A 24,050-nucleotide genomic window follows, 5' to 3' on the forward strand; every position below is an offset into this window, starting at 1 on the left:
GCAAGCAGCGGCTCACAGTCCGCGTCGCAGGTCCTCCAAGGTTGCGGCCGAACCGGCCAGTTCGGAGCGCGCCGGCGTCATCAGTCCGTCCAGGTACAGCTGAAGGTGCCGGTGCACGAAGCGATCGAAGTCCAGACAACAGCCCTCCCCGGCCTCCGTGGACCGGGAGCCCCAGCCGGGCAGCGGCCGGGTGAGCTGGGTCAGGGCGACCAGCAGATCACCGACGTCTATGTCGGTGCGCAGCTGGCCGGTGTCCCGCGCGGCGGTCATGAGCGCCTCGATCGCCGAGGCCAGGCGCTCCCGGGCGGCGACCTGGTCCGGGTGATCCCGCTCGACACCGTCGGAGAGCAGCGGGCACAGGGCCCCTATCCTCTCGTCCGCCGCCGCGTGCACGAAACGCCGCAGCGCCTGGAAGGCGTCGGGCTCCTCGGCTCGGGCGGCCTCGGCCTGGTCCGCGGTGCGGGCCATCACCGAGACGGTGACCTGACGGATCAGCTCACGGCGGTCCGCGAAGTGCCGGTAGATCGTGGCATTTCCCAGGCCCGCTCGTCGAGCTATTTCATCGAACGACACCTCGGCCCCGTGCTCGACGAGCACCTCGCGGGCCGCCGCGATGATCCGCTCCCGGTTGCGCGCGGCGTCGGCGCGCAGCTTGGGCTGCGGATTCCGGTCGGCGATCCTGGTGGCCACCTGTCGTCCTCTCCTCCCCGGTCGGGTCCGGTGTTTCCGGGCTTCACGTCCGTCGTCCCGCGTACCCCGGGGTCTCGGACCCACGGGGCCAGCTTCCGGGGACCAACTCCCCGTTTCGCTGGACACCTGGTTAAACGGGGAGCGGGTCCCCGGAAATTTCGCACCGCCCCGTGAGCCCGGTCACATTCCGGGAGATCGTGTATCCACGCTCCTGGGACGCCCGGCGGCCCGGGTGTGCGGACGCCCGCGGAACGCGGGCCGCGGGCCGCGGGCCCGAGGCTCCACGCCCGCCGCCGAGGGCCGACCCGGGCCTCTTCCCGTCCCCGGCCCGCCCGGCCGCACCCGGCCGACGTCCGCGCCCGGCCACCCGGCCCGTGTCAGCCCCGGATCCGCCCGACCTTGATCCAGTCCCCGGCCCTGAGATCCGGCCCACGCCCGACCCGCCCCCGGCCCGAACCCGTGCCGGCCCACGCCCGGCCCCGAACTTCGACCCACACCCGGCCCCGGCCCCCCGTCCAGCTCTCGCCGCCGGCCGGCCCCGGGCTCCGCGGCCGGCCCCCGGCACCGGGCGGAGCGGGTGCGTCCCGCGGGCGGTCCACACCGGAAGGGCGCGAGAACCGCCCGCCCGGCCCAGCAGGGCCATCCGTTCGGACGCGCCGGACGGGCTCGGCGCCCCGCCCCGGCGCACGGTGGGCCGCGTGAAGCAGAACCGCCCCCGAATACCCGAGGCCCGCCGTCGCCGGCGGTCCCGGATACGCCTGCCCGGCGCTCCGCGGCCCGGCCGCCGGACCGCGCTGGCCGCCACCGCCGTCCTGCTCCTCTCCGTAACCGCCCCGGCCACGTCCAGCCGGATCGCCGCCTCACCGCCCGCGGTGCGGGCTCCGGCACTGCCGGGCGGCGCCGACGGGCCGCCGTCGTGCACCCTCACCCCGGGCAAGGGCGTCCAGTTGTCCGAGGGCATCCCCACCGGCCCGGGCCACAGCGCCAGCACCGGCACCGTCCACGCCCTCACCCTGATGATCGACTTCCCCGACGTCCGGGGCGAGGGCCCGGCCCGGGACCGCTTCGCGGAGTTCTTCCCGCGCACCGCCCGCTGGTTCGCCCGGTCCTCCTACGGCCGGCTCGACTACCGGCCGGCCACCCCCGTCGAGCGCTGGCTGCGGATGCCCCGCGCCTTCCGCTCGTACGGGCTCGAACGGGGCAGCCCCTTCGAGCCCGGGTACCGCCGGCTGGTGCGTGACATCGTGCGGGTCGCCGATCCGCACGTCGATTTCGCCCGGTACGACCTGGTCAACGTCCTCATCACGCCGAACGCGGGGCCGCCGGCCGCCGAGACCGTCCTGTCGGTGACCTTCGCCGGGAACGCCGAGGCACCGTCCGCCGACGGCGTCCGGCTCGCCAACGTCTCCTTCATCTACAGCCGGCAGGACGACGGCACCGGGTCCTTCGCCGCCAACGGCTACCGGGTGCTCCCGCACGAGAACGGCCACGCCTTCGGGCTGCCGGACCTCTACACCGCGGACGGCGGCCACAAGGTCGGCCACTGGGACGTGATGTCGGAGGACTGGGGACCCGGCAACGACCTGCTCGCCTGGCACAAGTGGAAGCTGGGGTGGCTGACCGGCCGGCAGGTGCGCTGCGCGGCCCGGCCCGGCGACACCGCGTACACGCTCCGGCCGCTCGCCCGGCGGGGCGGCGGCACCAAGCTCGTCTTCGTCCCGGTCTCCGCGTCCGGCGGCTACACCGTGGAGGTGCGGACGAACGAGGGCAACGACGAGGGCGTGTGCCGGCCCGGCGTCCTGATCTCCTGGGTGGACGCCCGGGTGGATTCCGGTCAGGGGCCGGTCACGGTCATGGACAGCACGCCCGGCAGCCGGGGCTGCACCACGGAGCCGAACGTGCACCCGGGGCTGAGCGACGCCACCTTCACCGCCGGGGAGTCCCTCCACGACGCCCGCAACGGCATCCGGATCACCGTCGCCGAACGGCTCCCGGACGGCGGCCACCGGGTACGGGTCAGCCGTCGCGCCAGTGGTGCCGCCCGGTAGCGATCAGCCACATCTGGCGCCGGGCGGTGTCGGCGATCCGCGCCTCGGCCTCGGTGAGCGGTTCCTCCCCGGCCGGCGGGCGCGGCCCGGCGGTCGCCTCCTCCGCCCCGGCCGGCCGCTCCTCCGTACCCCCGTCCGGCCGGGGCACCGGCTGGGCCTCCAGGAAGGCCGTCGCGGTCATCACCATGTGGTCCACGTACAGCTCGGCGAGCATCCGGATGTCCTCCCGGCTCCAGCCCTCGGCCGACAGCTGCCCGGCGAACGCCTCCGCGACCTCGTCACCGAACAGGCGCAGCTGGGCGGCGATCGCCTCCCGCACCGGGCGCACCCCGCCGTGCCGCTCCCGGGCGAGGAAGCGGACGTGGGCCGGGTGGCGGCGGACGTGGTGGGCGACGGCGAGGACGGCGCCCTCGATCCGCTCGCCGTCCCCGTCCTCGGCGGCCAGCAGTGCGCGGATCATGCCGTGCAGGCTGCCCAGCGCCTCCTCCACCAGCGCGACGCCGAGGTCGGCCATGTCCCGGAAGTGGCGGTAGAAGGCGGCCGGGGCGACACCCACCGCGCGGGTGACCTCGCGCAGCCCCAGACTGCTCAGGCTCTGCTCCTCCAGCAGCCGCAGCGCGGCGTCGAGGAGGGCCTGACGGGTCTTGCGCTTCCGGGCCTCCCGGACGCCGAGGGTGTGACTCATGTCATTCAGTAAACAACCGTACGCCCACTTTGGCCAGGCATACGATGGGTATTCGGTGAACAACTGTCATTCCAAGTGTTCACCGAAAGATGTTCACCGAACCGAGCGAACCGGCCACAACCGCCCGAGAAAGGACTTCCATGATCTTCCTCGTCGCAGTCCTGGCCCTCGCGGGGATCCTGCTGGGCACCGCGGCCCATGTGCCGCTCCCCGTCTTCCTGGCGGGCGCCGCCGCCATCTCCGGCTGGCTGCTCGCCTTCTTCGCCCGCGAACGCCTCACCCGGAACCGGAGCTGACCGATGACCCTCACCGCACCGGCCCGCACCACCACGCCGGCCACCCGCCGCCGCGCGGACGCGGACGGGATGGCCGTCGCCTCCTTCGTGCTGGGCCTGATCGGACTCCTGCTGTTCAACCTGGTCTTCGGCCCGTGCGCCATCGTGCTCGGCGGCCTCGCGCTGGCCCGGGGCACCCGGCGCCGGGGGCGCACCCTGCTCGGCATCGGCCTGGGCGTCGCGGATCTGGCCCTGCTGACCGTTTTGTTGACGGTGCATCAGTCGGTGGGCTGGCAGTTCGGCGGCTGACCGGACCGGGCGCACACGGACCGCCGGGTCGGCCCATACGGACCGGCCGGGGGAAGCCCGGTGCCGCCCCGCCCGGGCGGACCGGGACGAACCGGCGCCCACTCCCCCGCGGACCGGCCGGCCGAACCCGGCCCTGCCGTACATGCCGTACGCGGAATGTCCGGAAATCCGGCCCGCGCCCGCACCCGCCGCGCCGCCACGGACCGGCACTCCGTCGCGCCGGCCGGACCGGTGGCCGGCCGTCCGATCGGGCCGGCGAACCACCGTCCAGCGGCCCGGGTCCGGGGGAACGGACCACCACCCCCCTCTGGACAAGCCATTTGGTTAGGCTAACCTAACCGTGGTTCAAGGGGGCTGTCCCCGCACCCGCCCGAGAGAAAGACCTAGCCATGCCTCACGACAGAGCCCTCTCCCTCTCCCGCCGCGGACTGCTCGCCGCCGGCGGTGCCGTCGGACTCGGCGCGCTGCTCGCCGCCTGCGGTGACAAGGACGACAAGGGTTCCGGCGCCTCGGGCAAGGGCAAGGACGGCGGGTGGTCGTTCACCGACGACCGCAAGAAGAAGCTGACCGGCGGCAGCGCCCCGCGGCGGATCGTCGCCTACATCGGTTCCGCCGCCGCCCTCCACGACTTCGGCATCGACGACCAGATCGTCGGCGTGTTCGGCCCGACCAAGCTGCAGAACGGCGAGCCGGACGTGCAGGCGGGCGAGGTGGACGTCAACAAGGTGACGATCCTGGGCAACGTCTGGGGCCAGTTCAACGTCGAGAAGTACGCCTCGCTCAACCCCGATCTCCTCATCAGCAACATGTTCGACCCGAACGAGCTGTTCTACATCCCCGAGGACAGCAAGGAGAAGATCTTCGCGCTGGCGCCCACCGCGGCCATCACCACCGGCCGGGTCTCGCTGCTCAAGCCGATCCAGCGCTACGCCGACCTGGCCGCCTCGCTCGGCGCCGATCTCAAGGCGAAGAAGGTCGTGGACGCCAAGGCCCGCTTCGAGAAGGCCGCCGAGGAGCTGCGGAAGACCGCCAAGTCGCACCGCATCAAGGTGATGGCCTGCTCCGCCAGCGCCGACCTGTTCTACGTCTCCAACCCCGCGGTCAACGCCGACCTCATCTACTTCAGCGAGCTGGGCGTGGACTTCGTGGTGCCCGAGAAGACCGACCAGGGCGGCTACTTCGAGAGCCTCAGCTGGGAGAACGCGGACAAGTACGACGCGGACGTGCTGTTCCTGGACGACCGCACCGCGACCCTCCAGCCCAAGGACCTCAAGGGCAAGCCGACCTGGGCGCAGCTGCCGGCGGTGAAGGCCGGTCAGATCACCCCCTGGAGCAGTGAGCCGCGCTTCAGCTACGCCGGCGCCGCGCCGCTGCTGGAGAACCTCACCAAGGCCATCCAGGACGCCAAGAAGGTCCGCTGACCCGGCCCGGACCCCGCCCCGGCGGGGTCCGGTAACGGCGGCCGGCCGCCCCCGGACCTCCCGTCCGGGACCGCACCACCGCACGCCACGCACCACGACCGCACGGCACGCACCGCACGGCACGCACCGCCACGGCGGCGCACCACCGCACGGCACCGCACCGGCACCGCCGCACCACCCGGCACCACCGCACCGCCCGGCACCCGCCCGGGCGTACGGCACCCCGGCCACCCCGGCACCACCGCTCAAACGGCACGGCCCGCACGGACGGCACGGCCCGCACGGCACCGCACCGCACGGCACACACCGCCCGTACCGCGGGCCCACCCGCCCCGGCGTACGGCACCCCGGCACCTCACGGCAGGTGAAAGGAAGAGCCCTCTCCCATGACCACCGCAGCCACCACCACGGACACCACGGTCGCCCCGGACAGCACGGACACCCCGGACACCACCGCCCCCCGAATACCCTTCGGCTTCTTCGACGCCCAGGTGGTGCGGACCCGGCCGCTGGGCCGTTCCATGGTCCGCGTCACCTTCGGCGGCCCCGGTCTGACGGGGTTCGTCTCCGGCGGGCGCGACCAGCGCTTCAAGCTCTTCCTGCCGCACCCCGGCCAGGACGCGCCCGTCGTCCCGGTCGAGGCCGGCGAGGACTGGTTCCCGCAGTGGCGCGCCCTGGACCCGGCCACCCGCGGCATCATGCGCTCGTACACCGTGCGCGCCCAGCGCACCACCGCCGACGGCGGCACCGAGGTGGACGTGGACTTCGCCCTGCACGGCGCGCACGGCACCGACTCCACGGCCAGCGGCCCGGCCGCCCGGTGGGCCGCCGCCGCCGCGCCGGGCCACCGCGCGGTGCTCCTCGGCCCGGTGGAGCCGGAGAACGCCGGGGTGGACTTCCGGCCGCCGGCCGGCACCGACTGGGTGCTGCTGACCGCCGACGAGACCGCGCTGCCCGCGGTCGCCGGCATCCTGGAGTCCCTGCCGGCCGGCACCGCCGCCCGGGTGTGGATCGAGGTGCCCCACAGCGAGGACATCCAGCAGCTGACCACCGCGGCCGGCGCCGAGATCACCTGGCTGGTGCGGAACAAGGCGAACGGCCCGCGCACCGGCCTGGTGCTCGACGCGGTCCGCGCCGCCGACCTGCCGGCCGGTGCCCCGTACGCCTGGATCGCCGGCGAGGCGGGCACCGTACGCGCCCTCCGCCGCCACCTGGTGGGCGAGCGCGGCTTCGACCGCAAGGCCGTCACCTTCACCGGCTATTGGCGCAAGGGCGCCACCGAGGAACAGCTGGTCGAGGAGGCGCTGGCAGGGGACACCCCCGCCGAGGACTGACGCGCCGCCCCGGGCCGGCGGGGGCGCCCCGCCCGCCCTCGCGCCCCCCGCCGGCCCACGCCCCACCGCAACCCGGCCCGGCGGAACTCCCGCCCCGCCCACGGCACCCTGCTCCGCCGCCGGGCCGCTCCGCCATGCCGTGACACCCCGTACCACCGCTCGCTCCGGCACCGCCCGCACCCCCCGCACCGCCACCCGCCTGTCACACCAGGGCACCCCCACGCCCGTCCCGGGCACCGCCAGGCCCGGACCCGGAAAGGACCAGACCCGTGAGCCCCCTCGCGCAGACCGCTGAGGCCCCCGCCGCAGGAGCCGCAGACGCCGCGGAAGCCACAGCCACCACCACCGGACCCGTGGACGCCACGGACACCCCCGAGGCCCCGGCCGCCACCGCGACCCCGAAGACCCCGGGAGCCACCGCCGCCCCGGCCCCCGACGCCGCCGCGGCCGACGGCTCCCCGGCCCCGACTGCCATCCCCGCCGGCGAGCCCGCCGGCAGCCGCGCCCACCTGTTCAACGACCGTACGGTGGAGACCTACCGGCGGACCGTCGCGGACGGGATCGCCCTGGTCGCCGACACCGTCGCCGGCACCGAGCGCCCGTTCACCGGCATCACTCCCGGCGCGCTCGCCCCGGTGGTGTCCGGCATCGACCTGGACCGCCCGCTGGGCGACGCCGGCGCCGCCCTGGAGGAGCTGCGCGAGGTCTACCTCCGGGACGCCGTCTACTTCCACCACCCGCGCTACCTCGCCCACCTCAACTGCCCGGTGGTCATCCCCGCGCTGCTGGGCGAGGCGGTGCTCTCCGCCGTCAACTCCTCGCTGGACACCTGGGACCAGAGTGCCGGCGGCACCCTCATCGAGCAGCGGCTGATCGGCTGGGCCGCCGAGCGCGCCGGGCTGGGCCCGGACGCCGACGGCGTGTTCACCAGCGGCGGCACCCAGTCCAACTTCCAGGCGCTGCTGCTGGCCCGCGAGGAGGCCGTCGCGCTGGCCCGCAAGAACGCGCCGGGACCGCTGGAGCTGCACGCCGTCCTGCCGCGGCTGCGCGTGCTGACGTCCGAGGCGAGCCACTTCAGCGTCCAGAAGTCGGCGAAGCTGCTGGGCCTGGGCCCGGACGCGGTGATCACCGTGGAGACCGACCGGGACCGCCGGATGCGGCCCGCGGGGCTCGCCCGGGAGCTGGACCGCTGCCGCCGCGAGGACCTGATCGTGATGGCCGTGGTGGCCACCGCCGGGACCACCGACTTCGGCTCCATCGACCCGCTGCCGGGCATCGCGGACCTGTGCGACTGGGCCGGCACCTGGCTCCACGTGGACGCCGCCTACGGCTGCGGCCTGCTCGCCTCCCGCACCCGCCGCCACCTGCTGAACGGCATCGAGCGCGCCGACTCGGTCACCGTGGACTTCCACAAGTCGTTCTTCCAGCCGGTGAGTTCCAGCGCGCTGCTGGTGCGGGACGCGGCGACGCTGCGGCACGCGACGTACCACGCGGACTACCTCAACCCGGAGCGGATGGCCGAGAAGCGCATCCCCAACCAGGTGGACAAGTCCATCCAGACCACCCGCCGCTTCGACGCCCTCAAGCTGTGGCTGACGCTGCGGGTGATGGGCGCCGACGCCGTCGGGGACCTCTTCGACCAGGTGGTGGACCGCGCCGCCGAGGGCTGGGAGCTGCTCGACGCCGACCCGCGCTTCGAGGTGGTCACCCGGCCCCAGCTGAGCACCCTGGTCTTCCGGTACCTGCCGCCGGACGGAGCGGACCGGGAGCTGGTGGACCAGGCGAACCTGTACGCCCGCGAGGCGCTGGCCGCCTCCGGCGCGGCGGTGGTCGCCGGCACCACCGTGGACGGCGTCCACCACCTGAAGTTCACCCTGCTCAACCCGGAGACCACGGTCGACGACATCGCCTGCGTCCTGGACCTGCTCGCCGGGCACGCCCGCGACTACCTCGACGCCCGCGGCGGCCGGCCGGCCGCCGGACCGGGCACCCCGGCCGGAACCGCCCGCACCGCCGCCGGGCCCGCGCACCCCGCGCCCGCCCCCCGCCCGTACGGCCGTCGCCGCCGGATCCGTCGCCACCGGGCCCGTCGCCCCCGCCCACGTCGCCGCCGAGCCCGTCCACCGCACCGGCGGCCGGCCCGCCCGCCCGGCCCGCTGACCGCCCGAGAACCGCTTTCGTCCCCGCACGGCGACCCCCTTCGAAGGAAGCCCATGTCCACGTACGACTTCATCGGCATCGGCCTCGGCCCCTACAACCTGGGGCTGGCCTGTCTGACCGAGCCCATCGAGGAACTCGACGGCCTGTTCCTGGAGAGCAAGCCCGACTTCGACTGGCACCCCGGCATGCTCCTCGACGGCGTCACCCTCCAGACGCCGTTCATCGCCGACCTGGTGACGATGGCCGACCCCACCTCCCCGTACTCCTTCCTCAACTACGTGAAGGAGTCGGGCCGGATGTACTCGTTCTACATCCGCGAGATCTTCTACCCGCTGCGCGCCGAGTACAACGACTACTGCCGCTGGGCCGCCGGCAAGCTGCGCAGCGTCCGTTTCGGCCACACCGTGACCCGGGTGGAGTACGACGAGGCGGACGGCGTGTACACGGTGCACGCCCGCCAGGAGACGACCGGGGAGGCCACCACCCACCGCGCCCGCCGCCTGGTGCTGGGCACCGGCACCCCGCCGTACGTCCCCGGGGCCTGCCGGGACCTGGGCGGCGACTGGATCCACAACGCCGACTACCTGTCCGGCAAGGCCGCGCTGCAGGCGAAGAAGTCCATCACCATCGTCGGCAGCGGGCAGAGCGCCGCCGAGATCTACCAGGACCTGCTCGCCGACATCGACTCCTGCGGGTACCGCCTCAACTGGGTGACCCGCTCCCCGCGGTTCTTCCCGCTGGAGTACACCAAGCTGACGCTGGAGATGACCTCCCCGGAGTACGTGGACTACTTCCACGCCCTGCCGGAGGACACCCGCTACCGGCTGGAGTCCGAACAGAAGATCCTGTTCAAGGGCATCGACGCGGACCTGATCAACGGGATCTACGAGCTGCTCTACCAGAAGAGCATCGCCGGCCCGGTGCCCACCCGGCTGCTCACCAACACCGAGCTGACCGGGGCCGCCCACGACGCGGCCACCGGCACCTACACCCTGGGGCTGCGCCACACCGAGCAGGAGCGGGACTTCTCCCTCACCACCGAGGGCCTGGTCCTGGCCACCGGCTACCGCTACGAGCCGCCGGCCTTCCTGGAGCCGGTGCGCGACCGGCTCCGCTGGGACTCCCGCGGACGCTTCGACGTGGCCCGGAACTACAGCATCGACACCACCGGGCGCGAGGTCTTCCTGCAGAACGGCGGCACCCACACCCACAGCATCACCTCGCCCGACCTCGGCATGGGCCCGTACCGCAACTCGTGGATCATCCGGGAGCTGCTGGGCCGGGAGTACTACCCGGTGGAGAAGACCATCGCCTTCCAGGAGTTCGGCGCGCCGCAGGGGGAGGCCGACCGTGGCTGACACCACCCCCGCGACTGTCTTCACCCGCACCGACCGCGCGCTGGGCGAGTTCGCCGTCCGCGGCCTGGACCCGGACGCCGACGCGGCGCTGCTGCACGGCTGGGTCACCCACCCCAAGTCGGCGTTCTGGATGATGCAGGACGCGGACGTGGCGGAGGTGGCACGGGAGTACCGGCGGATCACCGAGCACCCCCACCACGAGGCGTTCATCGGCCTGCACCGCGGCAGCCCGGCCTTCCTGGTCGAGCGCTACGACCCGTCCCAGGTGGAACTCGTCGGCCTCTACGACCCGCTCCCCGGCGACGTCGGCATGCACTTCCTGTGCGCACCCACCGACACCCCGCTGCACGGCTTCACCCGCGCGGTCATCACCACCGTGATGGAGTTCCTCTTCACCGATCCGCGGGTCCGCCGCGTCGTCGTCGAGCCGGACGTACGGAACACGGCGGTGCACGCCCTCAACGCCGCCGTCGGCTTCGAGGTCGTCGGACCGGTCCGCAAGCCGGAGAAGGAGGCGCTGCTGAGCACCTGCACGCGCGAGCAGTTCCAGGCCACCCGAGGAGTCACCGCATGACCACCGCCACCCCCCGCGGCCCCGAGCCGGCCGCGGCCGCCCCCGGGACCTCCGCGGCGGCCAGCCCCGGCGCCACCCCCCGGACCGGGGACACCGCCCCGACCGGGGGCGCCGCCCGGCGGGAGGCCGTCGCGCCGACCGCCGAGGCCGGTCCGGCGACCGCCCACCTCACCCCCGAGCTGTGGGCGCGGGCCGGCCGGCAGCTGATCCGCAAGGCGCTGGCGGAGTTCGCCCACGAGCGGCTGCTGGACCCCCGGCCGCTGCCCGGCGGCGGCTGGTCGGTGCACTCCGACGACGGGGCGACGGAGTACCGTTTCGCCGCCCGGAAGCTGGCCCTGGACCACTGGCAGGTCGAGGCCGGCAGCATCACCCGGCACCGCGACGGGGCCGAGCTGCCGCTGGACGCGATCGACTTCTTCATCGAGCTGCGCGGCGCGCTCGGGCTCAGCGACGAGATCCTCCCGGTCTACCTGGAGGAGATCAGCTCCACCCTGGCCGGCACCGCGTACAAGCTCACCAAGCCGGAGCCGAGCGCCGCGGAACTGGCCGCCACCGGCGACTTCCAGGCCATCGAGACCGGGATGACCGAGGGCCACCCCTGCTTCGTGGCGAACAACGGCCGGCTCGGCTTCGGGGTCCACGAGTACCACCGGTACGCGCCGGAGGCCGCCTCGCCGGTCCGCCTGGTGTGGCTGGCCGCCCACCGCGACCACTCCACCTTCACCTGCGCCGCGGACCTGGACTACGACACCCTGGTGCGCGAGGAACTCGGCGAGGAGCAGCTGGCCCGCTTCGCCGGCGTCCTGCGCGAGCTGGGCCTGGACCTGGCCGACCACCACCTCATCCCGGTGCACCCGTGGCAGTGGTGGAACAAGACGTCGGTGACCTTCGCCGGCGAACTGGCCGCCCGGCGCCTGGTCTACCTCGGCGAGAGCGAGGACACCTACCTCGCCCAGCAGTCCATCCGCACCTTCTTCAACACCAGCGCGCCGGCCAGGCACTACGTGAAGACCGCGCTGTCGGTGCTCAACATGGGCTTCATGCGGGGGCTGTCCGCCGCCTACATGGAGGCCACTCCGGCGATCAACGACTGGCTCGCCCGGCTGATCGAGACCGACGAGGTGCTCCGCCGCACCGGCCTGACGATCATCCGCGAACGCGCCGCCATCGGCTACCGGCACCGCCAGTACGAGGCCGCCACCGACCGCTACTCGCCGTACCGGAAGATGCTCGCCGCCCTGTGGCGGGAGAGCCCGGTGCCCCGCCTCCAGCCCGGTGAGCGGCTGGCGACCATGGCGTCCCTGCTGCACACCGACCGGGACGGCGGGTCCTTCGTCAGTGCCCTGGTGAAACGTTCCGGCCTGGCGCCCGAGCAGTGGCTGCGGCGCTACCTGGACGCCTACCTCACCCCGCTGCTGCACAGCTTCTACGCCTACGACCTGGCCTTCATGCCGCACGGCGAGAACGTGATCATGGTGCTGGACGAGTCCGGCACGGTGGACCGGGTGATCTTCAAGGACATCGCCGAGGAGATCGTGGTGATGGACCCGGCGGCGGCCCTCCCGCCCGCCGTGCAGCGCATCCGCGCCGACATCCCCGACGACACCAAGCTGCTGTCGATCTTCACCGACGTCTTCGACTGCTTCTTCCGCTTCCTCGGCGCCCAGCTGGCCACCGACGGCACCCTCGACGAGGACGCCTTCTGGCGGACGGTCGCCGAATGCGTGGCGGACTACGCGGAGTCGGTCCCCCACCTGGCGGACAAGCTGCGGCGCTACGACATGTTCGCCGAGGAGTTCGCCCTGTCCTGCCTGAACCGGCTGCAGCTGCGGAACAACAAGCAGATGGTCGACCTCGCCGACCCCGCCGCCGCCCTCCAGCTCATCGGCACCCTCCCCAACCCGATCGCCCGGTTCCGGGCCGGCGGGGGGGCTGAGGGCGGGGGCCGCCGCTGCTGGGGGCGCCTCCCGGCGGGGGCGCCCGGGGCGGGGTCTTGCGGCGAGGGCGTCCGGCCGGGGGCCCTCGTGGTGTGACCGCCTGGACGCACCGACGCCGGAGCCGTCGGCCGAGGGGCCGGGCTCCGGCGTCAGCGTTCGGGCCGGTGGGTCAGTGTTGGCTCAGGGCGTGGCGGACCGCCCGCTCCACGAGGATCGCGGTGTTGGCGTGTCCCGCGGCGTTGGGGTGGATCATCGTGGCGCGCTTGCCGAGGGGAGCGCAGTCCACGTCCGTGCCGGGGAAGGTGGCGGGCCAGTAGTCCGCGGCGTCGCCGCAGATCCCTTCCATCCACTTGACGCCCTCGGGCTCACAGACGTTGTTGTCCTCACTGGACGAGTAGAGGTTGACGAAGCGGTCGCCGAAGGACGCCGCGGCCCGCTGGATCCGCTTGTTCAGCGGCTTGAGGACGTCGTCACGCATCCAGTCGATGTCGGCGTGGGTGGTCGTGCCCAGTTCGGTGAGCGACCCGCGGTCGCAGGCGGTGGCGTCGTTCGGCATGATCGCCGGGTAGCCGATGGTGATCACCTTGGCGTTGGGCGCAGCCCGGTGCACCTCGGCCAGCATCTCGGTGTATTCGTTCTGAACCCGGTTGAGCCTCTCCCGCACGCTCTCCACCCCCGCGGGCGGGTTGGTGAAGTACTCGCGGCAGGACTTGTCGGCCGCGCCCAGTTCGAGGCACTTGGGGAAGATGTCACCGAAGGGCAGGCTGTTGCCGCCGATGGCGATGGTGACAACGTCGGTGTCGGCGTCGAGCCCGGCCCGGTTGATCTGCGTGTCCACCGCGGGCCAGCCGCCGGGCGGGGTCTCGACCGGGCTGATCGGCGTCTGCTTCACCTTGGCGATGTTCGCGATGACCGCGCTGCTACAGGCGACGTTGGTCAGGCGGACCTTCTTGCCCAATGAGGACTGGGCGAGTTCCCGCTCGACCAGGTTCGGGTAGGACTCGCTGGTCCGGGCGCAGCCGTCCTGCGACGGATCCCCCAGCGGGGGCACCGGGTCGCCGACGAAGACGCCCGCGGTGAACGAGTCCCCGAGCGCGGCCCACTCGTACTGGTCGGCCGCACCGGCGGAGCCGGTGGGTAAGAGCGTGGCCGCGGCCAGCGCGAGGCCTACGGCCAGAGCTCGCGTACGCCTGCGGGAGACGGGGTGTCGCATGGACCCTCCAAGATCATGTGGAAGACGTCCGGGCGACCGGAACGTGACGCCCGGGGCGGAACGCACCTCAGCCGAGATCATCTGCGGCGTCACCCCATCGTGTCCGATGAGACGATCCGCCGCCACTCGATCGGCCTAATCCTTCGGCTTTCCCGTCGACTCCTGGCACATCCCGCTAGCGCTCATGAGCGCGACGGCGCGACCGTGGTCGGTGGATTCGACATCGGTCCCGCTCGGGACCCGTCACGCCCGTTCGGAGCTGCCCTGTCCCGTAACCTCGCGGACGAAGACGGCGCCCAAGGACTCCGGGCGGACGAACTCCTCCTCCCCGGTTCCGGGCCACGGGTGGAGCCCAAGATGGAGGCAGCTCCGCCGGCCGGCTTCGACTCCGGAACGCGACCGGAGAGGCTGCGACGGCCCGGTACCCGCGCCCTAACCTCGTCGAAGGGCTCAACGGGATGCGGTACGAGACCCGCCCGCCGACGGCAGCCGCGTGCCGGGCACGGGCAGGCCGCCGGCACCCCGCCCCTCCCCTCTCCCGTCTGACCGGGGCGCCCTCGCAGGCTACCCACCACCCGCTACACTGGCGCTTGGCACGCTCCGTCCGTGCCCGCACCACCGGAAGCGCCCAGCGCCTCCAGCCCCGCCTCCGTAGCTCAGGGGATAGAGCACCGCTCTCCTAAAGCGGGTGTCGCAGGTTCGAATCCTGCCGGGGGCACAACACGTCAAGCCATACCTGAGATTCCTCCCTCAGGGAGGCGCTTTATTCGGCCTCGGACTCCTCGTCCGGGGCCGTTTGCGTGAGCGAGCGGATCGCCGGGCACCACGAGCACCGCAAGATCCCTTCGCCCCTCACGCACGACTCCGACCTTCCCGGACACAGCGTGAGGTGACCGCCGAAGACGAGGGCAGCCGAGGCATCCGCCCACGACACATGGCATGACATACTTGAAGTATGGCAACTCGGAAGATCACGATCACCGTGCCGGAAGAACTGGTGGAATCGATCAAGGAGCGCGTCGATGCGCGTGGGGTCTCCAGTTACATTGCGGCCGCCGCAGCTCATCAAGACGCCATGGACCGACTGCGCGAGCTGGCTGAACGCCTCGAAGAAGAACATGGCACCGTGACCGACGACGAGCAGCAGGCAGCGCTGGATCGTATCGCCGCAATCGACGGCTGGCACGACGAGCATCACTCGCATGCAGGCGAGGCCGCGTGAGCCGCAGCGTCCGAGCAACAGTGCACCGGCCGCGACGGCGCGTCTTCGTGTTCGACTCCGAAGCCCTCTCCAAAGCGGTTCACGGCGATCGGGAGATGGCCGCCCTGATCAAAATGGCTCCGCGGCTCGACATCCCCATCGTCACGTCAGCGCTCACAACCTTGGAAGCATGGGATCCTCGCGAAACATCGAGGCAGGCCCTGTGGAACTGGGCACTGTCCCGGATCCGCGTCCTGCACACGGAAGACCAACTGATCGCCGCGGCACGCGACATGCTGAAGACAGCTGGTCTACATGGCCACAAGTACGCCATTGACGCCATCCTGGCGGCTGTGGCCGGGCGGGAAGCCGCACAAGGGGCCGAGGCAACCGTCTTCACGTCCGACACCGACGACATGACCCAACTCCTGGCGGGGCATCCCGTGCGAGTCGAGAAGGTCTGACGAAACGCCGCCCCTTACCTCGCTCCAGCCACTCGCCGGCTCCGCTGAGCGACCTGTGCCCCTCGCCGGACAGCACCCCACTGGCACGTATTCGCACACACGGGGACGGGAAGCACCGTGAATACGTGAGAACTGCGGAGGAGCGTATCCCCGACCCAGACACGCCGCAGTCGCTATTTCCGCAGGTCAGCGTCGCTCCGAGGAGGCTCCTGAAGCGGGTGTCGCAGGTTCGCATCCTGCCGGGGGCACCAGCGCGAAGGGCACCTAGGAACGTTCCTGGGTGCCCTTTCGCCATCCAGCCGTCACATCAGCTGTTCGCCGCCGAGAACTCGTACTCCAGCTCGTAGAGGTACCCGGCCTTGGCCATGACCGTTGCCTCGATCGGCCTGTAGCCCTCGGCATAAACGACCCGCAGCGTGCGCAACACGGGGAGAGTCCCCGGCAGCCACAGAACCGTGTACCGCTCCTGGGTGGGCAACTGCCGTACCTCTCGCCCATCGCGAAGCCGTGTGGTCGTGCCGCAATACGCGTATCAGTTCGCATACCCCGCCCGCAAGATGGCTCAATCCCTGGCCCACCACTGTTGAGTTACAACCTTCTCTACTAGCTCAAGTGCGGCCCGCTCCGCTCACCGCGTGCGGCCCGACCCCGGGCCGGACCGCGCTCCTGTCTCCGCCCCGCTCCAGCCCGGCCAGCGCCCGGACCGCGCACACAGCGATCAGCCGCTTGCCGTCAGAGAAGGGGTACGTCGTGGCTGGGGCCGGTCGGCTCCACGGCTGCAGCCACCTACCCGGTCCGGGTCCCGCGTCGAGCAAGACCAGGGGCCCCTCGTGCACATTGCGGGCAGGTCCAAAGCCTGCCCGAGTTGCCAACCAGCGTACGGCCCCTTGATCGTGCTCGACCCCAGACAGCGCAGGCCACCGGCCAAACCCGTTCCGCCGACCTGACGCCGTCAGCCCAACATCTAGGACCTGCTGCCCCGAAGCGTGCACACTGTTAGCAGCACCCTCCTATCGAGGGGAGAAACACCGACACGGAGGACAGCGTGGCTCCTCGAACTCGCCGGAAGTTCCCCTACGCGATTGAGGAATTGGAGATCGAAGGGTATAAGTCACTTGGCCAGCGAAATGTAATCGCACTCAAAGCCCTCACTCTGATCGCAGGCGTGAACAGTTCGGGCAAGTCCAGCATCATGCAGCCCCTTCTCTTGCTCAAGCAGACTGCCGACGCCCCTTATGACCCGGGACCGTTGCAGTTGGATGGCCCGAACGTTAGCGTAACCAAAATCGAGCAGGTTCTATCGAAGACATTGTCTGCAACCGCTCGCTCTAGGGGATTTTCGGTAGGTATCACCACCTCCGAAACAAAGACAAGAGTCCGATTCAACAAAGACGGTACGGGAAACCTCCGAGTCGCCGAGTATTCTGGTTACTTTCTACCCAACCAAGAAGAAGCCATCGCCATTAGGGAGGGGATGCCCCAAAACCAACTCAAGAAGCTGATCGACCCCCTCCTCTCAGGCGCGGACTTGCCAGATCTATTTAAGCGACCGAATACGAAACTCACCGTAACCCGGGATCGTTTCATTCTTAGTCCAGCTGTGGAGTACGAACGAGGGCGCAGCACAACCACAATCCCTCTTAGCTTCAGCGGGCGCGGAGACATTTCGGATATCGCATCCCGCATCATCCATTTGCCCGCCCTTCGCGGCAACCCTTTGCGCACATATCGCACCGCTGCTGTCGATGTTCGGTACCCCGGGCGATTCGACACGTATACTGCCGGAATCATCTCTTACTGGCAAAACAACAAAAAAACAGAAAAACTTCAACAGCTACGGAAAGACGTCGAAGAACTGGGCCTCACCTGGAAGATCGAAGCCAAGCAGGTGGACGATACTCAAGTTGAGTTGCTTGTAGGTCGTCTGCCTCAAGCACGACAGGGAGGAGCGCGCGATCTAGTCAATATCGCCGACGTTGGCTTCGGCGTGTCGCAGACTCTCCCCGTTGTCGTAGCACTGCTGGCGGCAACACCCGGGCAACTGGTCTACCTGGAACAGCCCGAAATCCATCTTCACCCGCGAGCGCAGTTGAAGTTCGCGGAACTGGTTAGACGTGCAGTGGACCGCGGAGTGCGTGTCGTAATCGAGACTCATAGCTCTCTCTTCTTGCGCGCAGTACAAACGTTGATTGCTCAAGGCTCGCTCGAACCAGATGACGTGGCGATGCATTGGTTCACGCGCGACCGCCATACCGGTGAAACGCAAATCAGCACAGCCGACCTTCAGCCGGACGGAAGTTTCGGGGACTGGCCCGAGGACTTCGATGATGTCTACATGACATCTGAAGCGACCTACTTGAACGCTGCCATGGAGAGGGCGACTCTCGGGTGAACCGGATGCAGAGGACGCTAGTCGTCGATGCGTCGATCGCTAGATCGGCTGGAGGCACAGAGAACCCCATATCCAAAGCATGTCGCGACTTTATGGAGCAAATTCAGGACGTAGGCCATTACGTCGCCATGAATAAGTCACTCTTTCAGGAATGGCAAAAGCACAGATCGAAATTCTCACTCCAGTGGCTTAGCTACATGCAGCGTCGCGGAAAAGTCAGATTCGTCGAATGTCACGACGAAAAGGTGAAAATACTCGCCGAATGTATCGAAGTCACCGAGTCTATCACCTTAAAGCAGAAGGATGCCGTGCGCAAGGATTTCCTGCTCGTGCAATGCGCCTGGGCTTCAGATGAGTTGATTTCTTCACTCGACGAAAAAATGCGCAGCCTTCTCTCTGTCCTGTCCTCCGAATGTGCGGAGATTGGCTCTGTGGTATGGGTGAATCCGGCACGCGAAGAGGACGGCGCAGTTGAGTGGGCAAGGGCTGGTGCTCGTGTAGAGGAACACCGCAAGCTCCGAAACTGGGGCGCTGCGTGATTCCCCGAGGGTGGTAGCGGAGCGCAATTATGTAGCGCACTGACGTCGTTGCGCTCCACTCGGTACGCCAAGTAGGTCACAGGCATCTGCCTGATCTCGTCCAAGCGCCCGGCGCTCGTTGCTCTGCAGCAGTGGAGCACAGCAACCATCGCGACCGCAGCCGACCCCCGACAGTCATCAAGGGCGATCGACCAGCCCACTGGCTCCCTGTGACCTTCAAGCCGAGAGTTCGGGACGAACAGGTCACAGCGCTACCCCGCACAGGTTAGAGGCTCGGCCGAATCGGCTCCCCTCCCGAGACGGAACGCCGCGGTTGGGTGCGGCCATCAACGCCTTTAGCGGCACCAGCTTCATGCCGCGTGCCAGATGCAGGGGTCAGCAACGGTCAACGCGGGTGCCCCACAGTCGAGCACCCGCACCCTTCCGCGGTCGACGAAGTCGCAGCTCAGGTCCCAAATCACCCAGCCTCTCTCCTAAAAGCGGGTGTCGCAGGTTCGAATCCTGCCGGGGGCACAACGCGTCAAGCCATACCTGAGATTCCTCCCTCAGGGAGGCGGGCTCTGGCCTGAATAGGAGGACAGCACGGCCGCGAAGAGGTCCTCGCCCAAGGTTTCACCGCCACGCTCCCGCCGGCGCAGCTTGCTCTAGTTGGCGGCATGGCAGCATGGCTGAGGCTGGCGGGGCATAGCAAGGCACACGCGTGCGTGGTCGGTCGGCGCACCCGTCCTTGTGGCGGACAGTCATCGGCTGAGGTTCGGGCTGGGCGCGTCGAAGGCGCCAGCCGTCAGGCGAGCGCAGCGAAGCTGGGCCGTCCGAGGTCACTCGACAGCGGCCAACGACGACCACCGGGCGGACGCACCCACTGCCCCGATCAGCAGAAACCCGGCTCACCAAGATCCCCGACAAGACCCAGGGCAACAAGACACCTCAGATTGCGTCCCCTGGCGGGGTCACAAGTCGCCGCGATAGACCTGCGGAAAAGACCGAACTCCAGGCATCATCTGAGATCCGCAGTAGCGAACTGGCCGCACGCAGCGACTGCGTGTGTGACCCCACACCGAACGATCATGCCCGTCCACACCTCTCGGAGGACTCCCATTGCCACGAACCATCCGCTTCGACAGGACCCGCGAGGAGCTTCAGTTCGAGGACACCTGCCGCCAGTATCGCGACGTTGAAGGGTACGTCTTCCACGAGTCCGAACTTGCACAGTTCAAAGCCGTTGACCTTAAGCATGCTCTGCAAAGCGCAGCTCGCCTCTACGAGGCAGACGAAATGGATGTATTCATCGTCGAGGGCGACGAAGATGAGTTTGACGATGAGTGGTCACCGCCGGGCTCGGTGCAGATCTCACTTAAAAAAGGAAAACTGGTCGTGCAGATTCACGTCATTACGAAGGCGGAAGAGTTCAATAAAGAAACTCTACCTGACGTCTATCGGGCTATCCTCGCACCATATCTCGCTAAACGTAGAGCAGCACTTCGCGACATCGAAATGACTGTCGACTACCATACATCTCCTTTCGTATGGCGCGTCGATATCGAGTGCAACCTACGCAATCGACTAGTCCGTGAATTATACGAGATCGGCAGTGGCGCGATTGCACTTCTAGAGGCTGCCGAGAGCGGAGAGCTCACCCGCGAGACGACCATCGAACTTCTCCGAGCGGGGCGAGCCGACGTTCTAATTGGTCAACCAGAAGGCCCGTGGCTCGATGTAAAGAGTGCACATTACGACCTCGATGCACAACACGGAAAGATCTCAATAGCCCAGGCGGTAGCAAGATTTGCAAACGCCGAGCACGGAGGAATCGTCGTGGTGGGAATGCGAGGAAAGAAGGTTCCTACGGGAGAGGTGATTCACAGCGTTTGCCCAGTACCCCTCGACGGGCGCACGCTGCGTCGGTATCAGAGCGCTCTTGAACATCATCTGTACCCACCCCCCGATCTCCTTGACGTCGAGGAAATCTCCGATGGCTCAGGGCAGGGCATTGTCTTTCTCCACATTCCACCTCAACCCGAGGAGCTCAAGCCTTTCCTTGTCCATGGGGCGGTAGTGGACGGCCGCATCGAGGGGGCCTTCATTAGCATCGTCCGCCGCAGAGGCGAGGGGTCAATCCCTATCACCGCTCCTGCGATTCATTCCACGCTGGCCGCTGGCCGCGCCTTGCTGAGACGCGGCCAACTATCCGATGTCCCACAAAACTTGGAAGGCTCACCCTAGCGCCGGTCCTGGTGCTGCCGGGAGGTCCGTGTCAGACGCGTGCCAGATCCTGGGGGGAACCGGGGGAACAGCGGAAAACCAAGCCGACGGCCACCAAGCGCCAAGACCGCTTCGCCGCAGGTTAGCGTCACAGCGAACCCGAGATCACCTTAACTTCCCAAGCTGAGGGCACCGGCGCCGTGGTCACGCACCAGCTGTCGCGGCTTGCTCTGGTCGACGGCACCAGCAGCGATCGACGCACCCGCCGTCGTGGCTGACTTTCGGCGGCTGCGGTTCAGACGTGGGTCCGTCGGACGCCGGTGCACGCGATCAGACTGCTGCCGTCCTCGGTGAGGAACAGCTTGAAAGTCCAGGCGCCATCAACAGCCCTGATCTGCCCCAGGCGGACTGGGTGCTGATGCCGGCCGAGCTGATCCACGGCGTGGGCCAGGCTCCTGGTCCCGATGCCCCGGCGGCGTGTGTGCCGCAGTCGACGTTCATACACACGGGCGAGCGCCCCAGCGGACGTGGTCCCCTCCCAGACCACGTGGGAAGCGCCGCAGCGGAGCGCAGCCAGGGCGGCCACGGACGCCTCGTCGTTGCCGACCAGCAGCCGTTCGAGCAGTTCCCGCTGCATGCCGTCCCCCGAGGCTGCTATGTCGTGTCAAGCCGCTTGAGTGAGTTCTTCGACGTTGCTGAGTTGGTTCCGGTCGGAGCGCTCAAGGGTCTTGAAGACCTGGCGGCAGACCACCCGCTTGAGGCATCGCTGCGCGTCACGGGAGGTCTTTCCTTCGGCGATCTTGCGTGCGACGTACGTTTTCGTAGAGGGATCGAGCCGCATCCGGATCAGGGTGATCGTGTGCATGGCCCGGTTGAGTTGTCGGTCGCCGCTGCGGTTGCGTCGGTGTCGGTTGGTGAGCCCGGACGAGGCAGGGATCGGCGAGACGCCGGCGAAGGAGGCGAAGGCGGCTTCCGAGCGGAATCGTCCCTGGTGAGACAAGCTGACCAAGATTTGGGCTGCGGTGATCGGTCCTACTCCGAGCAGGTCGAGAAGCGCGGGGGCCTGCTGCCGCACCAGGGTGAGGATCTCGTTCTCAAGTTCCTTGGCCTCAACCTGCAGGGCCTGGACGCGTTGGGCCGTGGACCGCATGGCCCGCACCGTCATCCGGTGCTCCAGGTTCTGGGCCGGGCGGTCGCGGAACTGAGCACAGTATGCGATCTGGGCGGGACGCTTGAGCTTCCGCAGCTCGGAGCGGAGGTCGTCCGGCGCGGAGATGATCAGTGCTTTGAGCTGGTTGATCGCGGCGGTGGAGGCGAGGACTGCGCAGTGACGGGTGGCAAGCAACACCCGCAGTGCCTCGCGTTCGCCGCGGAGGCGGGGCTGGATGAGGTGCTCGCTGACGAGGGCTTCCTTGGCTGCCCGGACGGCGTCGATCATGTCGGTGTTGCGGCCTCCGCGGTTGGCCGCTCGTTTTGGGCGGCAGACCTCGACGACCTGCTCGCTGGCCTGGTTCAGGAAGACCGCGAGGCCGGCGCCGTAGCTGCCGATGCCTTCCAGGGCCCAACAGCGGCGGCCCGGGATGTGCTGGCGGGCGAAGTCCAGCAGGCGTCGGTAGCCGTGGGCGTTGGCCGGGGAATCGGTGCTGACCAGGACGGCGCCGATGGGGCTGACGAACAGCGGGGACTCACAGTGAAAGCAGCCGAGCCAGAGAAGGCCACACACCTGCTATTCACACAGGTCAGCGACCGATTTTGCTGCAGATGGTCGCAGCTTCCCAGGCTGAGAGCGTCCGTCGACTGCCCGGGCTCTTTGAAGAGTCAGAGAAGGTCCCGCCAGAAGAGGGCCGTCGCTCGCGGGTTCCAGCTGTCGTCGGCCTCGCCCCGCGCCTCGTCGAACTCCTGATATATGTAGTCGGCCAGGTCCATGCCGTAATGGATGACATCGGTCTGCCACATCGAGAGCACCGGATGCCCGAAGCTTCCCCGGCCGGCAGGCAGGTACCGGTGGCCATACACGGGCACCATCACCGGCACCTCTGCCAGACGACGCCGCGCCGTATCCAGCGCCGCCGTTCCGTCGGCTGGACGCTCACCCCAACCCTCGTGCCAGAACGCGTTGTGCTCAACGTCGAGCAGAACACCCTCGACCGGCCAGTCGAGTTGCCGATGCAAGCTGTCCAAATCGCCGCCGCGCCACTCCGGCCAAGGCCTGGACCAGGTCTGCCCGTCCTCGGGAGGGACGTTGATCGGGAGCCCGGCCGCAAGGAATGCTCGGTGATCGTCCGCGAACTCGAAGCCGTACTCGCGCTCGATGCGCGTGAACTCGGCCTCCGTCAGCCCCGCCTCGAACTCATAAAAGCCCGTCTGCGCCAGGCGATGTGCGGCCTCCGCACCCAGGCGTACTCCCATATTGCTGATCACCGCCGCACGCTAGCGCCGACCGCATCCAACCGTCACCCGAGTTATAGGTGGGCTCAGTCTCAGCTCTCGTCCGGGACGGATTCGTCCGCCTTGCTGCGGTCGGTCGCCGGGGAGCTGGTGATACTCGCCGTCGGCTTGCCGCACGTCGGACTGCGCGGTGGCCGGCGGGAATTCGGTCCGCCCGGGAAGCGGTCTTCCACAGCGCCGTCGTGGTGGTGCGGGACACCCTCCACCTGATGCGCCGCCGCCACTACCCCGGCGGGTCAGGGCGCGAGCGAGGCGTGAGGGGACCGCCTGGCCGCCGTTGTTCGGGGGTTAGGCGCCCTCCGGGGAGTGGCACTCCTGGGCGGGGGGCGGGCGGGGCGGGGGGTGCGGTGGGAGGGGTTCCAGAGTTGGTGGGCCTCGCCGCGGGCGAGGTGGTCCTCGTAGATGCGCACCTTGGCCCGCACGACGTCCAAGGTCTCCTGCAACTCCCGCAGCTGTGCCCGCACCTGGTCCTCGTGCCGGCGCAACAGTTCCAGGCGCTCGTGTTCGTTGCCCGGGCCTTGGCGGACCAGGTCGATGTACTGCCGGATCGTCGCCAGTGACATGCCGGAGGAACGCAGTTTGGTGCAGATGGCCAGCCACTCCACGTCTTCCTCGTGGTAGATCCGGCGGCCGTTGGCCAGGCGGCGCACCGGGTTGGCGAACAGGCCCTCCCGTTCGTAGAACCGCAGCGTGTGCACGCTCAGCCCGCTGCGCTCCGCCATCTCACCGATGCTCAGGTCCATGGACACCCCCGTCAGCCAGCGGTTGATCTAGAGCCGACTCTAGTTTCTAGGGTCGGG

The 24,050-nt window shown here is 69.3% G+C and carries 21 protein-coding genes, 1 tRNA gene and 1 pseudogene; 15 read left to right on the top strand and 8 right to left on the bottom strand.

Translation table 11 applies throughout. The annotated features are described in order from the left end of the window. Positions 1-12 precede the first annotated feature (12 nt). Positions 13-690 carry a TetR/AcrR family transcriptional regulator gene (locus tag IHE55_RS10780; RefSeq protein ID WP_197988825.1) on the bottom strand — a complete coding sequence of 226 codons (678 nt, stop codon included), beginning with the start codon at positions 688-690 and terminating at the stop codon, positions 13-15. A gap of 698 nt (positions 691-1,388) precedes the next feature. Between IHE55_RS10780 and IHE55_RS10785 the strand changes: the two genes are divergently transcribed. Next, positions 1,389-2,738: a M6 family metalloprotease domain-containing protein gene (locus IHE55_RS10785; protein WP_372442651.1), complete on the top strand. Its 1,350-nt coding sequence runs from the start codon at positions 1,389-1,391 to the stop codon at positions 2,736-2,738. On the opposite strand, the gene IHE55_RS10790 is transcribed toward IHE55_RS10785, so the two are convergent. After that, positions 2,707-3,423: a TetR family transcriptional regulator gene (locus IHE55_RS10790; protein ID WP_197988826.1), complete on the bottom strand. Its 717-nt coding sequence runs from the start codon at positions 3,421-3,423 to the stop codon at positions 2,707-2,709. The two genes, IHE55_RS10785 and IHE55_RS10790, sit on opposite strands and share 32 nt — an antisense overlap. 140 nt (positions 3,424-3,563) lie before the next feature. Between IHE55_RS10790 and IHE55_RS10795 the strand changes: the two genes are divergently transcribed. The 8 genes and pseudogenes from IHE55_RS10795 to IHE55_RS10830 all read left to right on the top strand — a co-directional run bounded on the left by IHE55_RS10795 (position 3,564) and on the right by IHE55_RS10830 (position 12,887). Continuing rightward, positions 3,564-3,719, top strand: coding sequence for a hypothetical protein (locus IHE55_RS10795; RefSeq protein WP_197988827.1), 156 nt, complete (start codon positions 3,564-3,566; stop codon positions 3,717-3,719). Positions 3,720-3,722: 3 nt separating this feature from the next. After that, positions 3,723-4,007 (top strand): DUF4190 domain-containing protein, encoded by a 285-nt coding sequence (locus IHE55_RS10800; protein ID WP_197988828.1) that lies wholly within the window; start codon positions 3,723-3,725, stop codon positions 4,005-4,007. Between the two features lie 389 nt (positions 4,008-4,396). Then, the gene (locus IHE55_RS10805; protein ID WP_197988829.1) at positions 4,397-5,428 is read left to right on the top strand and encodes an ABC transporter substrate-binding protein; all 1,032 of its coding nucleotides are present in this window, start codon (positions 4,397-4,399) and stop codon (positions 5,426-5,428) included. Between the two features lie 386 nt (positions 5,429-5,814). Further along, positions 5,815-6,762 carry a siderophore-interacting protein gene (locus IHE55_RS10810; protein ID WP_197988830.1) on the top strand — a complete coding sequence of 316 codons (948 nt, stop codon included), beginning with the start codon at positions 5,815-5,817 and terminating at the stop codon, positions 6,760-6,762. Between the two features lie 638 nt (positions 6,763-7,400). Further along, a pseudogene (locus tag IHE55_RS32600) lies at positions 7,401-8,492 on the top strand (pyridoxal phosphate-dependent decarboxylase family protein); the annotation flags it as partial. Positions 8,493-8,975: 483 nt separating this feature from the next. Beyond that, entirely contained in the window at positions 8,976-10,280 is a 1,305-nt protein-coding gene (locus IHE55_RS32605; protein ID WP_197991931.1) for a lysine N(6)-hydroxylase/L-ornithine N(5)-oxygenase family protein, read from the top strand. After that, positions 10,273-10,854: a GNAT family N-acetyltransferase gene (locus IHE55_RS10825; RefSeq protein WP_197988831.1), complete on the top strand. Its 582-nt coding sequence runs from the start codon at positions 10,273-10,275 to the stop codon at positions 10,852-10,854. The genes IHE55_RS32605 and IHE55_RS10825 overlap by 8 nt, the downstream gene beginning before the upstream one ends. Next, positions 10,851-12,887: an IucA/IucC family protein gene (locus tag IHE55_RS10830; protein ID WP_197988832.1), complete on the top strand. Its 2,037-nt coding sequence runs from the start codon at positions 10,851-10,853 to the stop codon at positions 12,885-12,887. Before IHE55_RS10825 ends, IHE55_RS10830 begins: the two co-directional genes overlap by 4 nt. A 73-nt stretch (positions 12,888-12,960) precedes the next feature. Here IHE55_RS10830 and IHE55_RS10835 read toward each other — a convergent pair whose 3' ends face one another. Next, on the bottom strand, positions 12,961-14,004 hold the full coding sequence (locus tag IHE55_RS10835; RefSeq protein WP_197988833.1) for an SGNH/GDSL hydrolase family protein: 1,044 nt from the start codon (positions 14,002-14,004) through the stop codon (positions 12,961-12,963). Between the two features lie 645 nt (positions 14,005-14,649). Here IHE55_RS10835 and IHE55_RS10840 point away from each other — a divergent pair. The 3 genes from IHE55_RS10840 (at position 14,650) to IHE55_RS10850 (ending at position 15,669) form a co-directional block, all read left to right on the top strand. Continuing rightward, positions 14,650-14,722 (top strand) — tRNA-Arg (locus IHE55_RS10840). A 237-nt stretch (positions 14,723-14,959) separates the two neighbouring features. After that, entirely contained in the window at positions 14,960-15,226 is a 267-nt protein-coding gene (locus IHE55_RS10845) for a ribbon-helix-helix domain-containing protein (RefSeq protein WP_197988834.1), read from the top strand. Further along, a complete protein-coding gene (locus tag IHE55_RS10850; protein WP_197988835.1) occupies positions 15,223-15,669 on the top strand; it encodes a hypothetical protein in 447 nt (148 codons plus the stop codon). The genes IHE55_RS10845 and IHE55_RS10850 overlap by 4 nt, the downstream gene beginning before the upstream one ends. A gap of 307 nt (positions 15,670-15,976) precedes the next feature. On the opposite strand, the gene IHE55_RS10855 is transcribed toward IHE55_RS10850, so the two are convergent. Continuing rightward, a complete protein-coding gene (locus IHE55_RS10855) occupies positions 15,977-16,147 on the bottom strand; it encodes a hypothetical protein (RefSeq protein WP_372442652.1) in 171 nt (56 codons plus the stop codon). A gap of 567 nt (positions 16,148-16,714) precedes the next feature. Between IHE55_RS10855 and IHE55_RS10860 the strand changes: the two genes are divergently transcribed. The 3 genes from IHE55_RS10860 (at position 16,715) to IHE55_RS10870 (ending at position 20,823) form a co-directional block, all read left to right on the top strand. Continuing rightward, positions 16,715-18,061 (top strand): AAA family ATPase, encoded by a 1,347-nt coding sequence (locus IHE55_RS10860; protein ID WP_197988836.1) that lies wholly within the window; start codon positions 16,715-16,717, stop codon positions 18,059-18,061. A gap of 92 nt (positions 18,062-18,153) precedes the next feature. Beyond that, positions 18,154-18,600: a hypothetical protein gene (locus IHE55_RS10865; protein WP_197988837.1), complete on the top strand. Its 447-nt coding sequence runs from the start codon at positions 18,154-18,156 to the stop codon at positions 18,598-18,600. A gap of 1,098 nt (positions 18,601-19,698) precedes the next feature. Further along, a complete protein-coding gene (locus IHE55_RS10870; protein WP_197988838.1) occupies positions 19,699-20,823 on the top strand; it encodes an ATP-binding protein in 1,125 nt (374 codons plus the stop codon). Positions 20,824-21,097: 274 nt separating this feature from the next. Here the strand turns inward: IHE55_RS10870 and IHE55_RS10875 are convergent, their stop codons facing one another. The 4 genes from IHE55_RS10875 to IHE55_RS10890 form a co-directional block, all read right to left on the bottom strand. After that, entirely contained in the window at positions 21,098-21,439 is a 342-nt protein-coding gene (locus tag IHE55_RS10875) for a hypothetical protein (RefSeq protein WP_197988839.1), read from the bottom strand. Between the two features lie 27 nt (positions 21,440-21,466). Further along, the gene (locus IHE55_RS10880; RefSeq protein WP_307826609.1) at positions 21,467-22,525 is read right to left on the bottom strand and encodes a transposase; all 1,059 of its coding nucleotides are present in this window, start codon (positions 22,523-22,525) and stop codon (positions 21,467-21,469) included. A 95-nt stretch (positions 22,526-22,620) separates the two neighbouring features. Then, complete coding sequence (locus tag IHE55_RS10885; RefSeq protein ID WP_197988840.1) at positions 22,621-23,223, bottom strand: hypothetical protein; 603 nt, start codon at positions 23,221-23,223, stop codon at positions 22,621-22,623. 263 nt (positions 23,224-23,486) lie between these two features. Then, positions 23,487-23,993 carry a MerR family transcriptional regulator gene (locus IHE55_RS10890; protein WP_197988841.1) on the bottom strand — a complete coding sequence of 169 codons (507 nt, stop codon included), beginning with the start codon at positions 23,991-23,993 and terminating at the stop codon, positions 23,487-23,489. Between the last annotated feature and the right edge of the window lie 57 nt (positions 23,994-24,050).

The organism is Streptomyces pactum (assembly GCF_016031615.1).
Lineage (GTDB): Bacteria > Actinomycetota > Actinomycetes > Streptomycetales > Streptomycetaceae > Streptomyces > Streptomyces pactus.

What these genes read in the sequence shown, in the direction of transcription:
- IHE55_RS10790 (WP_197988826.1), bottom strand. Translation starts at nt 3,423, where the DNA reads ATGAGTCACACCCTCGGCGTCCGGGAGGCCCGGAAGCGCAAGACCCGT.
- IHE55_RS10795 (WP_197988827.1), top strand. Translation starts at nt 3,564, where the DNA reads ATGATCTTCCTCGTCGCAGTCCTGGCCCTCGCGGGGATCCTGCTGGGC.
- IHE55_RS10800 (WP_197988828.1), top strand. Translation starts at nt 3,723, where the DNA reads ATGACCCTCACCGCACCGGCCCGCACCACCACGCCGGCCACCCGCCGC.
- IHE55_RS10805 (WP_197988829.1), top strand. Translation starts at nt 4,397, where the DNA reads ATGCCTCACGACAGAGCCCTCTCCCTCTCCCGCCGCGGACTGCTCGCC.
- IHE55_RS10810 (WP_197988830.1), top strand. Translation starts at nt 5,815, where the DNA reads ATGACCACCGCAGCCACCACCACGGACACCACGGTCGCCCCGGACAGC.
- IHE55_RS32605 (WP_197991931.1), top strand. Translation starts at nt 8,976, where the DNA reads ATGTCCACGTACGACTTCATCGGCATCGGCCTCGGCCCCTACAACCTG.
- IHE55_RS10830 (WP_197988832.1), top strand. Translation starts at nt 10,851, where the DNA reads ATGACCACCGCCACCCCCCGCGGCCCCGAGCCGGCCGCGGCCGCCCCC.
- IHE55_RS10835 (WP_197988833.1), bottom strand. Translation starts at nt 14,004, where the DNA reads ATGCGACACCCCGTCTCCCGCAGGCGTACGCGAGCTCTGGCCGTAGGC.
- IHE55_RS10845 (WP_197988834.1), top strand. Translation starts at nt 14,960, where the DNA reads ATGGCAACTCGGAAGATCACGATCACCGTGCCGGAAGAACTGGTGGAA.
- IHE55_RS10865 (WP_197988837.1), top strand. Translation starts at nt 18,154, where the DNA reads ATGGAGCAAATTCAGGACGTAGGCCATTACGTCGCCATGAATAAGTCA.
- IHE55_RS10875 (WP_197988839.1), bottom strand. Translation starts at nt 21,439, where the DNA reads ATGCAGCGGGAACTGCTCGAACGGCTGCTGGTCGGCAACGACGAGGCG.
- IHE55_RS10890 (WP_197988841.1), bottom strand. Translation starts at nt 23,993, where the DNA reads ATGGACCTGAGCATCGGTGAGATGGCGGAGCGCAGCGGGCTGAGCGTG.